Origin of the sequence: Bradyrhizobium sp. CCGUVB14 (assembly GCF_024199935.1) — a bacterium.
Taxonomy (GTDB): domain Bacteria; phylum Pseudomonadota; class Alphaproteobacteria; order Rhizobiales; family Xanthobacteraceae; genus Bradyrhizobium.
Window position 1 is genome coordinate 9,485,107 of record NZ_JANADS010000001.1, and the last position, 13,917, is coordinate 9,499,023.

At 65.0% G+C, this 13,917-nt stretch carries 14 protein-coding genes; 2 read left to right on the forward strand and 12 right to left on the reverse strand.

Translation table 11 applies throughout. The features are described 5' to 3' along the window. Positions 1-354: 354 nt before the first annotated feature. Positions 355-867: a GcrA family cell cycle regulator gene (locus tag NLM32_RS44420; RefSeq protein ID WP_018644522.1), complete on the forward strand. Its 513-nt coding sequence runs from the start codon at positions 355-357 to the stop codon at positions 865-867. Between the two features lie 102 nt (positions 868-969). On the opposite strand, the gene phoB is transcribed toward NLM32_RS44420, so the two are convergent. The 12 genes from phoB to NLM32_RS44480 all read right to left on the reverse strand — a co-directional run bounded on the left by phoB (position 970) and on the right by NLM32_RS44480 (position 12,692). Then, positions 970-1,677: a phosphate regulon transcriptional regulator PhoB gene (gene phoB, locus NLM32_RS44425; protein WP_254134943.1), complete on the reverse strand. Its 708-nt coding sequence runs from the start codon at positions 1,675-1,677 to the stop codon at positions 970-972. A gap of 22 nt (positions 1,678-1,699) precedes the next feature. Continuing rightward, positions 1,700-2,416, reverse strand: coding sequence for a phosphate signaling complex protein PhoU (gene phoU, locus NLM32_RS44430; RefSeq protein WP_200296825.1), 717 nt, complete (start codon positions 2,414-2,416; stop codon positions 1,700-1,702). A gap of 11 nt (positions 2,417-2,427) precedes the next feature. Further along, positions 2,428-3,249, reverse strand: coding sequence for a phosphate ABC transporter ATP-binding protein PstB (gene pstB, locus NLM32_RS44435; protein WP_254134944.1), 822 nt, complete (start codon positions 3,247-3,249; stop codon positions 2,428-2,430). After that, complete coding sequence (pstA, locus tag NLM32_RS44440; RefSeq protein ID WP_254134945.1) at positions 3,246-4,091, reverse strand: phosphate ABC transporter permease PstA; 846 nt, start codon at positions 4,089-4,091, stop codon at positions 3,246-3,248. Before pstA ends, pstB begins: the two co-directional genes overlap by 4 nt. A 1-nt stretch (position 4,092) precedes the next feature. After that, positions 4,093-5,082 (reverse strand): phosphate ABC transporter permease subunit PstC, encoded by a 990-nt coding sequence (gene pstC / locus NLM32_RS44445; RefSeq protein WP_254135560.1) that lies wholly within the window; start codon positions 5,080-5,082, stop codon positions 4,093-4,095. Between the two features lie 177 nt (positions 5,083-5,259). Continuing rightward, a complete protein-coding gene (pstS, locus tag NLM32_RS44450) occupies positions 5,260-6,273 on the reverse strand; it encodes a phosphate ABC transporter substrate-binding protein PstS (protein ID WP_234682148.1) in 1,014 nt (337 codons plus the stop codon). 150 nt (positions 6,274-6,423) lie between these two features. After that, positions 6,424-7,716: an ATP-binding protein gene (locus NLM32_RS44455; protein ID WP_254134946.1), complete on the reverse strand. Its 1,293-nt coding sequence runs from the start codon at positions 7,714-7,716 to the stop codon at positions 6,424-6,426. 35 nt (positions 7,717-7,751) lie between these two features. Next, positions 7,752-8,807: a lysylphosphatidylglycerol synthase domain-containing protein gene (locus tag NLM32_RS44460; RefSeq protein ID WP_254134947.1), complete on the reverse strand. Its 1,056-nt coding sequence runs from the start codon at positions 8,805-8,807 to the stop codon at positions 7,752-7,754. Positions 8,808-9,351: 544 nt separating this feature from the next. After that, positions 9,352-10,284: a haloalkane dehalogenase gene (locus NLM32_RS44465; RefSeq protein ID WP_254134948.1), complete on the reverse strand. Its 933-nt coding sequence runs from the start codon at positions 10,282-10,284 to the stop codon at positions 9,352-9,354. Then, positions 10,281-10,874 (reverse strand): TetR/AcrR family transcriptional regulator, encoded by a 594-nt coding sequence (locus tag NLM32_RS44470; protein ID WP_254134949.1) that lies wholly within the window; start codon positions 10,872-10,874, stop codon positions 10,281-10,283. Before NLM32_RS44470 ends, NLM32_RS44465 begins: the two co-directional genes overlap by 4 nt. Before the next feature lie 124 nt (positions 10,875-10,998). Continuing rightward, on the reverse strand, positions 10,999-11,295 hold the full coding sequence (locus NLM32_RS44475; protein WP_254135561.1) for a hypothetical protein: 297 nt from the start codon (positions 11,293-11,295) through the stop codon (positions 10,999-11,001). Positions 11,296-11,297: 2 nt separating this feature from the next. After that, positions 11,298-12,692 carry an OmpA family protein gene (locus NLM32_RS44480; protein WP_254134950.1) on the reverse strand — a complete coding sequence of 465 codons (1,395 nt, stop codon included), beginning with the start codon at positions 12,690-12,692 and terminating at the stop codon, positions 11,298-11,300. Between the two features lie 166 nt (positions 12,693-12,858). Here NLM32_RS44480 and NLM32_RS44485 point away from each other — a divergent pair, with 166 nt between their 5' ends. Further along, entirely contained in the window at positions 12,859-13,917 is a 1,059-nt protein-coding gene (locus tag NLM32_RS44485) for a polysaccharide deacetylase family protein (RefSeq protein WP_254134951.1), read from the forward strand.

Below are 13,917 nucleotides of genomic sequence, written 5' to 3' on the forward strand. Positions count from 1 at the left end.
TCGCCATCTTATGCCTGGCACCAATGGTGTCAATGCCGCCCGGAAAGCCCCGCGAAACGCTGATTCCGTAGTCTTGCGGTGCCGGATTTGCGGGTTTTTGGCCACGGAACATGTGGAAGCGAGTCGTCGGACTCTTGCGCGTGAGTCACGCCATATTGTAGCGTTTGCCTTGTCAGATACGACATCTCGTGCAGCGGTTCTGATCCCAAAAGTCCTCATGTACCGGCGTAAACGTTCGGGCGGCTCATTGCGCCCGGCGAACCTTAAGGGATTCTGGCGGCACGGGTTTTTCGAAGCTTAGGCATTCGTCGTGCCGCCCCAGGATGGCAGGCGCGCGGCGAAGGAAAGGTTACAATGACGGTTTTGACCTGGTCCGACGATCGCGTCGAGCAGTTGAAAAAGCTCTGGGAGGCCGGACTTTCGGCCAGCCAGATCGCCGCTGAGCTTGGGAATGTCACCCGCAACGCCGTGATCGGCAAGGTGCACAGGCTCGGCCTGTCGGGCCGCGCCAAGAGCCCGTCCTCGGCAGCTCCGCGGCCGCGCAAGGCGCGTCCGGCGCAGCACATGATGCGGGTGAGCAGGCCCATCGCGCGTGGCAATACCGCGCTGGCGCAGGCCTTCGAGGTCGAAGTCGAGGCTGAACCGGTCACCTACGACAACGTGGTGCCGATGAGCCAGCGGCTGTCGCTGCTCGAATTGAACGAGGCGACCTGCCACTGGCCGGTCGGCGATCCCTCGAGCCCGGATTTCTTCTTCTGCGGCGGCAAGGCGCTCTCCGGCCTGCCCTACTGCGCCCAGCACTCGCGGGTGGCGTATCAGCCGGCAGCGGATCGGCGGCGCGCGCCGGCGAAGCCGGGCACGCGGTAAGCGCATCCAGTTAACCTCGTCCCGGCACAAGGCCGGGACGACCGGGGAAATAAAAAAGCGCGCCATCCAGCGCGCTTTTTATTTTGTCTGCTTGCAAGAGCCTTAGGCCTGCTCGGCCTTCGCAAACCGGTCATCGAGCGCATAGCCCGCACCGCGCACCGTGCGGATCGGATCCTGCTCGCGACCAAGATTGAGCAGCTTGCGCAGGCGACCGATATGCACGTCGACGGTGCGCTCGTCGATATAGATATCGCGGCCCCAGACGCTGTCGAGCAGCTGCTCGCGCGAGAACACACGACCGGGGTGCTCCAGGAAAAACTCCAGCAGGCGATATTCGGTGGGGCCGAGATCAATCGGCCGGCCCGAGCGCGCCACGCGGCGCTTTTCGCGATCGAGCTCGATGTCACCGAAAGCGAGCACGGTTGCGAGCCGCTCGGGACTTGCGCGCCGCAGCAGACCCTTCACCCGGGCCAGCAGCTCGGGCACCGAGAACGGCTTGACGATGTAGTCGTCGGCGCCGGTCGCAAGGCCCCGCACCCGCTCGCTCTCCTCGCCGCGCGCGGTGAGCATGATGATCGGCAGCTGCTTGGTGTCGGACCGCGTCCGCAGCCGGCGGCACAGCTCGATGCCGGAAAGCCCCGGCAGCATCCAGTCGAGCACGATCAGATCGGGGATGTGCTCCTTGAGGCGGGTGTCGGCGTCGTCGCCGCGCATCACCGTCTCGACGTCATAGCCGTCGCCCTCGAGGTTGTAGCGGAGGAGCTCGGTGAGAGCTTCCTCGTCTTCAACCACCATAATGCGTGCGCCCATTGGGTCGTCGCTCCTTAAGGATTCAAGTATTGGGGACCGTGGTGGCGAAGGTCGTCATGTCGCCCTTCGGTCGCTTGTCGGTGATGGCCTGGCCTTCGATCATGTAGAACACGGTCTCGGCAATGTTGGTGGCGTGGTCGCCGATCCGCTCGATGTTCTTGGCGCAGAACATCAGATGGATGCAGAACGAGATGTTGCGCGGGTCCTCCATCATATAGGTGAGGAGCTCGCGGAACAGCGAGGTGCAGATGGCGTCGACTTCCTCGTCGCCCTTCCACACCGCCATCGCCGCCGGCAGATCGTGCGCGGCATAGGCGTCCAGCACCGACTTGACCTGCTGCTGCACGAGGTCGGTCATGTGCTCGAGGCCGCGGAACAGCTTGAGCGGATGGAAATCCGTCTCCAGCGCCGCGACGCGCTTGCCCATGTTCTTGGCGAGGTCGCCGATGCGTTCGAGATCGGTCGCGACGCGCATGGCGCCGACGATTTCGCGCAGATCCACCGCCATCGGCTGGCGGCGCGCGATCGTGAGCACGGCGCGTTCCTCGATCTTCTTCTGCAGCGCGTCGAGCTCGGCGTCGATGGTGACGACGCGCTGGCCGAGCGCGATATCACGGCGGATCAGCGCGTCGACGGAATCGACGATCATGCGCTCGGCGATGCCGCCCATCTCGGCAACCAGGCGCGTGAGCTCCTGGAGGTCGGTGTCGAAGGCCTTTGCGGTATGTTCAGAACCCATGTCCTGTCTCCTCAGCCGAACCGGCCGGTAATGTAATCCTGCGTGCGCCGGTCGGACGGCGACGTGAAGATCTTGCTGGTGTCGTCGAACTCGATCAACTCGCCGAGATACATGAAGGCGGTCTTGTCGGAGACGCGGGCCGCCTGCTGCATGTTGTGGGTCACGATCGCGATCGTGTAATTCTCGGACAGCTCCTGGATCAGCTCCTCGACCTTCGCGGTCGAGATCGGATCGAGCGCCGAGCAGGGCTCGTCGAACAGGATCACCTCGGGCCGCACCGCGACGGTGCGGGCAATGCAGAGGCGCTGCTGCTGGCCGCCGGAGAGCGACAGGCCGGAGGCGTTCAGCTTGTCCTTGACCTCGTTCCACAGCGCGCCGCCGCGCAGCGCCTTCTCGACGCGGTCGTCCATCTCCGACTTCGAGATCTTCTCGTAGAGACGGATGCCGAAGGCGATGTTCTCGTAGATCGTCATCGGGAACGGCGTCGGCTTCTGGAACACCATGCCGACGCGGGCGCGCAGCAGATTGAGGTCGAGCTTGGGATCGAGGATGTTGGTCTGGTCGAGCATCAGCTGACCGGAGACGCGCTGGCCCGGATAGAGGTCGTACATCCGGTTGAAGATGCGCAGCAGGGTCGACTTGCCGCAGCCCGACGGTCCGATGAACGCCGTGACGCGGTTGGTGCCGAGCGCCAGATTGATGTTCTTCAGCGCGTGGTGCTCGCCGTAATAGAAGTTGAGGTTGCGCACCGTTACCTTGGCCGGGGCTTCAGGCAGAGGCTGCGAGCCGGGATGAACGGCGGGCGTACTGACGGAAACAGACATTTCGCTCATTTTGCGGTCCTCTCGGCGCTCAAGATGCGCGCGCCAATGTTCAGGGCAAGCACGGTCAACGTGATCAGCAGGGCGCCGCTCCAGGCCAACTGCTTCCAGTAGGCATACGGGCTCTGCACGAAGTTGTTGATGGTGACCGGCAGGTTGGCCATCGTCTTGTTCAGGCCCAGGCTGAAGAACTGGTTCGACAGTGCGGTGAACAGCAGCGGCGCAGTCTCGCCGGCGACGCGGGCGGTGGCCAGCATCACGCCGGTGATGAGGCCCGAGCGCGCCGCACGATAGGCGATGCGCTTGATCACCAGCGAGCGCGGCAGGCCGAGCGCAGAGGCAGCCTCGCGCAGCGCGTTCGGCACCAGCAGCAGCATGTCCTCGGTCGTGCGCAGCACCACCGGGATCACGATCACGGCGAGCGCGAGCGAGCCTGCGATTGCCGAGAAGCCGCGCATCGGCACCACCACCGCGCCGTAGATGAACAGGCCGATGATGATCGAGGGCGCCGAGAGCAGGATGTCGTTGATGAAGCGGATCACCGAGGTCAGCTTGTCGTTACGGCCGTACTCGGCGAGATAGGTGCCGGCGAACAGGCCGAGCGGCGCGCCGATGCCGACGCCGATCACGGTCATGATCAGTGAGCCGACGATGGCGTTGCGCAGACCACCTTCGGTCGAGCCCGGAGGCGGCGTGTCCGCGACGAACAGTTCGAGGTTCAACCCGGCGAGGCCGTTATAGAGCAGCGTGATCAGGATCAGCGCGAGCCAGGTGACGCCGAAGGCGGCGGCACCGAAGCAGAGCCCGCGGATCACGATGTCCTTGCGGCGGCGGCGTGAATAAATCGGGTTCATGTTATTTCCCCGCCTTCTTTTCCAGCCGCATCAGCATCAGCCGGGCGCCGGCGAGCACGAAGAACGTCAGCACGAACAGCAGCAGGCCGAGCAGGATCAGGCCGGACTGGTGCAGGCCGTCGCTCTCGGCGAATTCGGAGGCGATCGCCGCCGAGATCGTGGTGCCCGGCGCGAAGATCGATGACGAGATGCGGAACGAGTTGCCGATGATGAAGGTCACCGCCATGGTCTCGCCGAGCGCGCGGCCCAGTGCCAGCATGACGCCACCGATGATGCCGACGCGGGTGTAGGGGATCACCACGCTGCGCACGACTTCCCAGGTGGTGCAGCCGACGCCGTAGGCAGCTTCCTTCAGCACGGGCGGCACCGTCTTGAACACGTCGACCGAGATCGAGGTGATGAAGGGCAGCACCATGATGGCGAGGATCAGCGCGGCGTTGAACAGGCTGAGATAGGACGGGGGGCCGGCGAAGATCGCGCCCAGCACGGGGACGCCATCGAAGATCTTGATCATGAAAGGCTGGAAGGTGTTGGCCAGGAACGGCCCCAGCACGAAGAAGCCCCACATGCCGTAGATGATCGAGGGAATGCCGGCGAGCAATTCAATCGCCATGCCGATCGGGCGGCGCAGCCATTGCGGACAGAGCTCGGTGAGGAAGATCGCGATGCCGAGACCGACCGGAATGGCGATCAGCATCGCGATGAACGAGGTGACGAGCGTGCCGTACATCGGTCCGAGCGCGCCGAGCACGGGCGGATCGGCCGACGGCGCCCAGCGCTGCGTCCACAGGAACGCGAAGCCGTATTCCTTCATCGCCGGGAAGGCACCGACGATCAGCGACAGGATGATGCCGCCGAGGATGAGAAGCACCGAGATCGCACTGAGCCGCGTGATCCAGTAGAAGGTGACATCGCCGAGCTTGAACGCGCTCAACGCCTTGGCGCGATCATATGGTCCGGCGTCGTCGACGATATCGCTCTGAACGGCCATTTCTGCCACGCCGATCCCCTATGCCAAGAATATACGCTTTTTATTGGTCTCGTGCCCCGGATGCGGCGCTAGCTGCGAAGCGTTGCGACGTTGATCCGGGGCCTCGTTCTTGTGGGTCCCGGCTCAGCGCAGCAGCGTTTCACGCTGCCGCGCATCCGGGACACGAGAGGAGAGCGCTTAGCTCTTGATCTCGGCAGCCCAGGTCTTCTCGATCAGCTGGACGACGCTGTCCGGCATCGGGATGTAGTCGAGCTCTTCAGCCGCCTTGCCGCCGTTCTTGAAGGCCCAGCGGAAGAACTTGATGGCTTCCTGCGAGGCCGCCTTGTCGGTGGCGTCCTTGTGCATGAGGATGAAGGTCGCCGCCGTGATCGGCCAGGACTTGTCGCCGGGCTGGTCGGTCAGGATGACGTAGTAGCCGGGAGCCTTGGCCCAGTCGGCGTTGGAAGCGGCCGCCTGGAAGGCTTCGACGGTCGGCTGCACCGGCTTGCCGGCCTTGTTGACGAGGCCGGTGTAGGTCAGCTTGTTCTGCTTGGCATAGGCGTACTCGACGTAACCGATCGAGTTCTTGGTCTGGCTGATGTTGCCCGACACGCCTTCGTTGCCCTTGGCGCCAACGCCAACCGGCCACTCGACGGCGGTGCCCTCACCGACCTTGCTCTTCCAGTCGGCGCTGGCCTTGGAGAGGTAGTTGGTGAAGTTGAAGGTGGTGCCCGAACCGTCCGAACGACGGACCACGGTGATCGCGTCCGACGGCAGCTTCACGTTCGGATTGAGCTTCTTGATCGCGGCGTCGTCCCACTTGGTGATCTTGCCGAGATAGATGTTGGCGAGGGTCTCGCCGTCGAACACCAGCTCGCCGGCCTTGACGCCTTCGAGGTTGACGACGGGAACGATGGCGCCCATCACCATCGGCCACTGGGCAAGGCCGTCCTTCTCGAGCTGTTCGGCCTTGAGCGGCGCGTCGCTGGCGCCGAAGGTCACGGTCTTGGCCTGGATCTGCTTGATGCCGCCGCCGGAGCCGATCGACTGATAGTTCAGGCCGTTGCCGGTCTCCTTCTTGTAGGCGTCAGCCCACTTCGAATAGATCGGGAATGGGAAGGTCGCGCCTGCACCCGTGATGTCGGCAGCAAAGGCCGCCGTCGTCGTTGCGGCGACCAAGCCGGCAGCGACGATCGTTTTGATGAAATTCATGCTGGTCTCCATACAGGGGAGCGAAGCGCCATCAGCGCCCGATCGCGCTCCCCGCGCCGCCCCTTTAGGAGCGGTCGGCTGTGCTTTTACGAAGGTTTCGTGACAGTCGGATGACACCTTCAAGCGATTGAAATCGCTTGATTTTCGTCTCTAGACTAAAGTCTTGGCCTGGGGAAAACAGGCTGTGAAAGTGGCCCCCTGTTTAGGGACACTTTCGATCAAAAGACGGCCGCGGTGACGGTTAAGAATATGTTTCACCAGCGATAATCCCAGACCGGTTCCACCCTGGGAGCGGCTGTCGCCGACGTCCACCCGGTAGAACCGTTCGGTCAGGCGCGGCAGGTGCTCGGGCGCGATGCCGGGTCCGAAATCCCGCACCATGACCCGGATTTCCTGAGGTCCGTCAGTTGCCGGGGTCGCGGTCAGCGACACGATGACGCGCCCGCCGGAGGCACCGTATTTGAGCGCGTTCTCGATCAGATTTTCGAACAGGCGCAGCAGCTCCTCGCGGTCGCCCGCGATCATGACCGGTGCTTCCGGCAGATGGGTCTCGACCTCGACCTGGCGTTCCCGGGCCAGCGGCTCGAGCCCGTCGGCGACCTGGAAGATGATCGGCAGCAGGTCGACCAGCGTGTCCGGCCGCACATGGGCCGACAGCTCCACCCGCGACAGCGACAGCAGATCGTCGATCAGGCGCGCCATGCGGGTGGCCTGGTTGTGCATGATGCCGAGGAAGCGCTCGCGCGCCTTGGGATCGTCCTTGGCCTGGCCCTGCAGCGTGTCGATGAAGCCGGAGAGCGCGGCCAGCGGCGTGCGCAATTCATGGCTGGCGTTGGCGACGAAGTCGGCGCGCATTTCCTCGACCCGGCGCAGCGGCGTCTGGTCGTGGAAGGTCATCAGCATGCATTTGTCGGCGCCGCCGAACGTGGTCGGCACCGGCACCGGGGTGATGATCAGCTCCATCCAGCGATCGACCGGCACATGGTCGAGATAAGTCGCGCGCCGCGGCTCGGTGGTCGCGATGGACTCGCGCAGCGCCGTGATGATCTCCGGCGAGCGCAGCGCGAACTGGGCGAGCTCGTTCTTGCGCAGCGCCGGCGCGAGCTGGGCGGCGGCGGCATTGAGATGGATGACGCGGCCGGCGCGGTCGAGCAGCACGGCCGGATCCGGCATGCCGGCGACGACCGCAGCCACCGCCGCGCTCTCGACCGGATTGACGCGGCGGGTGTCCTCGCGGGAGGCAGCGGTATCATGCAGCCGCCAAGGGATCAGCGCCGCGGCTGCGATGCAGAGGAACACCGTCACCGCCCGCACCACCGACAATTCGCCGAGCGAGACCACGACCGACAGCGCCAGCGCGGCGGCGATCAGGATGATGGTCGAGTGCCGCAGCCGGTCGGACCAGGGCTGCACCGTGGGAGACGAGGGAGCGTCGATCGCCATCGGGGCGGGCTTCTCCTTGTTGCGTTTTGCGCCGGTCAGGCGCCGCTGTCGCTGCGCTTTCTCACATAAGCGGCTTCAGGCGGCGGGCCTGGATCGAGCTTGAGCGCCGCCTGTTGCAGCCGCTTCGATCGGGCACCGATGATAACCTCGCGAAACGTCAGCAAGATTACAGAGATGACGAAGGGCGACAGATAATAGAGGACCCGGAACAGCAGCATGCCGCCGAGCAGTTCCTCGCGGTCCATCTGCCAGAGGCCGACCAGCATGGCGGCGTCGAACACCCCGAGCCCGCCGGGCGAATGGCTGGCGAAGCCGAGCAGCGTCGCCGAGACGAAGATGACCGCGACCACGACGAAGCCGAGATTGGGCTCGTCGGGGACCAGCACATACATCGCGAGCGCGCAGAAGCCGAGATCGATGATGCCGATCGCGATCTGCAACAGCGTCAGCGGACCGCCCGGCAGCACCACGGTCCAGGGGCCGCGCCCGACCACCCGCGGCTGGGTCCAGACCCAGACCACATATCCGACCAGCGCGACGAGGATCATCATCGCGGCCGTCCGGTTCAGCCAGGCCGGCAACTGGTCGATCGAGGCGGCCGCCTCCGGATGATAGGAGATGCCGAGGCCGAGCACGGCGGCATTGCCGAGCCAGAAGGTGAGGCCGGCGAGGAAGCAGATTTTTGCGACGTCGATCGCGTTCAACCCATAGGCCGAATAGATCCGGTAGCGCACCGCACCGCCGGTAAAGACGCTGGCGCCGACATTGTGGCCGATCGAATAGCTGGTGAAGGCCGCGAGCGCGTTGATGCGATAGGGCACGTGGGAATGGCCGATCGCGCGTACGGCGAACAGATCGTAGAACGTCAGCGTGAAATAGCCCGCGGCGACGAACAGCGCCGCCATCGCAATCTGGCGCGGCTCGGTGCTCTTGATGGCCTCGACCACCTCGTTCATGTCGATGCCGCGCAACATGTGGTAGAGCACATAGCAAGCGATGCCGATGACCGCGACGCTGATCACAACTCCAAGCTTATGCAGGATTTGCTTCTGGCGCAGAAACGTCATCGCCCTGCGTATGGCTTCCAGCATCTAGACCTCGAACAACGCTGCAACGGCCAGGGTGGCCGGCGAACAGGCGGACGACGCACAGGCACTCAACGAACGAGCACTCAACGAACCTTTGCCGCCTGCTCCGGCCTCGCGCATGCCCCCCGCCCTTCCACTAGCGCGTTTTGAGGCGGAGTGGAATTCGCCAATGTGAACAAAATCACGTGCCTTCAATATTTTAGGCAGGTTTGCGGGCTGAAGGTGCACGGTTTGGCGCTTTCGGCGGCAGGGCTGACGCGAATCTCCATGGCAATCCTGCGCAGGGGCCATGAAGTTTTGATGATTTCGACCGGTCAATGTTCCGTCACGCCTTAAGTCGAAATCAATCTATGGGCGCCGCCGGCCTGTTGAAAGAGGGGTGAGCCACGACAGTCGGCGGCGGCACAAATGGCCGCGCGGCAATCGCGCGGCTGAGGCCAGGTCCCTGATATTCGGTTGCACCGCGGCATCACGGAGGGAGGCGCGGTCGCGGCGTCCGCCGGCGCGGGGCCGGCGGGGAGCTTGCCGTTCGGAGGGAGCGGCCTGCTCAGGCCGCAAGTTGCGGACGCACCGCCTCGATGCCGGCAATCCAGCCGGCGACGGAGCGGCCGATCGCCTCGGGGTGATCCTCCTGAAGGAAGTGCAGCCCGGCGCCGAGCCGAACATGCGCGCAATGCTTCAGCGACGCCGCAAACGTCTCGGCGAACTCCGGCGCGACCAGCGCACCGGGCTCGCCCGAGAACAGCAGCTTTGGATAGGATGATGCGGCCAGCGCCGCATGCGCGGATTGGAGTGCTGCATAGACATCGGCGGGCTCGCCGGCGATCGGCAGCTCGCGCGGAAGCGCAAGAACCGGGCGACGGCTCTCCGGCGTCGGGAACGGCGTGCGATAAGGCGCCATCTCGTCGTCGCCGAGCTTGCGAACGATGCCGCCGGGCAGCACGCGCTCGACGAACGCATTCGCCTCGAGGATCATGGCTTCGCCCTCGCCCGGCGTCCTGAACTTGCGAAACGCCGCCCTCGCCGCCTCGGCGTGATCCTGCTCGTCGGCGCGGTCGGTGTGGTGAAAGTCCTGCCAGGTCGGCATCGGGCGGATGAACTCCATGAAGGCAAGGCCGCGCACGAGATCCGGCCGGCGCGCGGCGAGATGAAAGGCGAGCGCCGTGCCCCAATCCTGCGCGACGAGATAGGCCGATTTGATGCCGCGCTGTTCGATGAAGGCATCGAGATAGCGGACGTGATCGAAGAAGCGGTAGGCGATGCCGGGCTTGCCGGACTGGCCGAAGCCGATGAGGTCGGGCGCGATGCATCGCGCGACCGGCGACACCAGCGGCAAAATGTTGCGCCAGATGTGCGACGAGGTCGGATTGCCGTGCAGGAACAGCGCGACCGGTGCGTCCTCCGCACCTGTCTCGCGATAGGCGATTGTGCTGCCCAGCACCGGCGCCAGGCGAATCTCGATCTCGGTCGGCTTGCTCATGTCGTCGTCTCCCTGAACACGGTTTGGAATGCGATGGTCTTGAAGCGCTCGAGTGCCTTCGGATTGCGGTCGACCTTCATGCGCAGGATCGCGCCCTGCCAGGACGCGAGCAGGAAGTCGGCGAGCTCGTCAGGCTCGAAATCGGATGCGATCTCGCCGCTGGTCTGGGCATCCCTGATGCAGGCGGCGAATGGCGCGCGCCATTCGGCGAAGATCGCCGCGAGACGCGCACGCAGCAGCTCGCTGCTGCCTGATGCCTCCAGGCTGAGATCGCCGATCAGGCAGCCGCGGCCGTATCCGTCGGCCTCGAGCCGGCCGGTGATGATGTCGAGATAGCGCCGCAGCCGCGCTCGCGGCGTCAGGGAGGTGTCGTCGAGCGCCTCGGCGACCAGCCCCCTGGTGACGTCGAAATAGCGGTCGAGCACCTCGGAGGCGAATGCCTCCTTGGAGCGGAAATGGTTGGTGAAGGACCCCTGCGGCGCGCCCGCCGCGGCGGTGACGTCGCGCACGCTGGTGCCGTGATAGCCGGTCCGGAACATGACCTTCAGACCGGCATCGAGGATGGCGTCTTTAAGCGATGGCTTTGGCATGAGCAAAATAATACGTACGTACGTATTATTGTCAAGCGCTGACTTGTTCCTTCGGCGATCTGCTTACCGATCCGTCAGTTATCGGAATTTGAGACGCTCGTTCGCTCCGGCGGCGGACCGCGGTTCAGGCCGCGGGCTGGCTCCGCGAGACCACCCAATAGCGCAGCCATGCGCCGATGGTGCAGCCGACGAGGTAGCAGGCGAACAGGACCAGGCCGAGGTCGAGCCAATAGCCGAAGCGGCCCGGGACCACATGCGCGAACGAGGCTGCGACCAAGGCCGCGACGAACACCGCGAGCCAGCGCGCAGTCACCTTCGAGGTGCCGTTGCCGCGCTGGACCACCGAGATCCAGCCCATGCAGAAGCCCAGCAGTGCCGAGCCGATCAGCCAGCCCATATGGAACGAGACGAGATAGGGCATCATCACCTCACCAGAAATTCGATGCGGCGGTTTTGCGCCTTGCCGTCGTCGGTGTCGTTGCCGGCGACCGGCTGCGTGCTGCCGTAACCGACCGCGGTGAAGCGGTCAGCGGGAAGCCCGGCCTTGACCAGATAATCGATCACCGCCTGCGCGCGCTTCTCGGACAGCGCCTGGTTGAACGAATCCTCGCCGTCGGCATCGGTGTGGCCCGCGACCTCGATATTGGTGGTGGGGCACCGCAGCGCCGTCTCGATCAGATGATCGAGAATGCCGGCGGAGTCGGGATCGATGTCGGCGCGCTTGGTGGCGAAGCGGATCTTGCCCTTGGCGAGCAGCTCCGAGAACAATTGCTGGCAGACGGTGCCGTCGACCGGCCCGGCCGCGGGCTTCACGGTGATTTCGGGCTTGTACAGCCAGTTTTTCGGAAAGTCCTTGCCGAGTCCTGCGCGGATGTCGTTGGCCGCACCTTCGTACAGCGCATCGCCCGACAGCTTCACCTCGCGATCCGACACCACCAACGTGCCGGTCGACAGCCGCGACAGCGCGCCGAGCGCTGCGACCACCGCGGTGTTGAAGGAGCCGGGCGCGCCGATGCTGGCCTTGAGATTGTCGACGACCTTCTCGGTGAAGAATTTTCGCGACGCGCTGGTCGCGATCGCGGCATGCACGCTGTTGTCGGGCACGTAGCCGGTCAGCGTCACGGTGGCGGCGACCGGATCCTTGTAGGCCTGGAAGATGTAGGGCGGCGCCTTGATGTCGTTGGCGGCGATCGTAAAGCCCTCGGGCAGGTTCTTCAGTGCAGCCGCAATCGCTTCGCGGCCGCCGAGATCGCGCGCCATGCCTGACAGATTGACCTTGGTGTCCGTGATCGTGATCTTGCCGTCCTTCAGCTTGCCGATCTGGTCGAGCAGCAGCATTGCGGCCGCTTCGAACCGCGCCGGCGCGCCGCGGGCCAGGCCCATCTGATCGGCGACCTCGGTCCCGTTGACCTCTTTTCGCGCGGCTTCTGTGAGGCGCGCCTTCATCGACGGCAGCGGCGCGGAGCCCGACAGCGTTACCCGCACCACGTCGCGCTCGGCGCTCCAGACGAAGGGCTTTGCCTCGGGAACCAGGCGGGTCTGGTCATCGACCAGCCGCACCCCGGGAACCATCTCGACCGTGGTCACGGCGTCGCGGCGGCCCTCCTCGGAGAAGGCGTCGGCGGCCAGGCTGACGTCGCGGCCGTCCACGGCGATCCGGGTCTTGTCCAGGACGGTGTCCTTGAGCGCGGCCGAGCTGCGGGCCGACAGGTCGGCCTCAACCGGCAAAGTGTTATTCCAGGCCGCAAATCCCCACATGACGGCCAGGGGAATCAACCCCGGCCACCATTTGCTGGCCCACCTGAAAAGCATCTGCATTCGACGACCCGAACTCTGGAACCGGAGACAAAACAAACCCTTGGCAGGCTGTCAAACCGGAAATGGGGCGCTTTCGGGGACCCCGCGTGGACAATTGGAATAACTTTTTCTTCAAGGGTCACACCCTAAGTTGAGGGCGGAATGCCCAGGGGTCGGCCAGCCGATCATGAAACAACTCCGTAACAACGTCATTCGCGCCGGGCTGGGAGCACTCTATTTCAGCGGGGCGCACCATCTGCTGCGCCCGCTGCTGTCGGGCGTCGGCGCCATTTTCATGCTGCACCATGTGCGGCCGGCCCGTGCGGGCGCGTTCCAGCCGAACCGGCATCTCGAGGTCACCCCCGACTTCCTGCGCGCGACGCTGTGCCATCTGCGGTCACGCGAGATCGACATCGTCAGCATGGACGAGCTGCACGAACGGCTGCTGCAAGGCCGCTTCGACCGCCGCTTCGCCGCCTTCACCTTCGACGACGGCTACCGCGACAACCACGACCACGCGTTGCCGGTGCTGCGCGAATTTGACGCGCCCGCGACCATCTACGTGACCAGCGACTTCGCCGAGGGCACCGGGCGGCTGTGGTGGGCCGCGCTCGAGGCCGTCATCGCCAGGGCCGAGCAGGTCGACGTGCAGATCGGCCATTCCGCGCTGCGGCTCGATGCAAGCACGCCGGCAGCGAAGCAGGCGGCGTTCGACCGCCTGCACGACTGGCTCCGCGCCCTTCCTGGCGAGCACGATCTGAAGCGCGAGATCGAAGCACTCTGCGCGACGCATGGTGTCGACATGGAAGCGCTGTGCCGCAGCCTCTGCCTGTCCTGGGACGAGGTGAAGCGGCTCGCGGCCGACCCGCTGGTCACGATCGGCGCCCACACCATCAGCCATTGCAATCTCGCCAAGCAGAGCGAGGCGATCGCCGCACAGGAGATGGCCGTCAGCCGGGTGCGGATCGAGACCGCACTGGACCGCGAGGTGCTGCATCTCGCCTATCCCTATGGCGATCGCGAAGCCGCGGGCGAGCGCGAATTCACGCTGGCCGCATCCGCCGGCTTCAAGACCGCAGTGACGACACGGCCCGGCATGCTGTTCGCAGAGAACGCCGGCCACATGACCGCGCTGCCGCGCGTCTCGCTCAACGGCAACTACCAGGACGCGCGCATTCTGCCGGTGCTGACCTCGGGCGCCGCGACCGCGATGTGGAACGGCCTTCGCCGGTTTGCCGCGGCATAG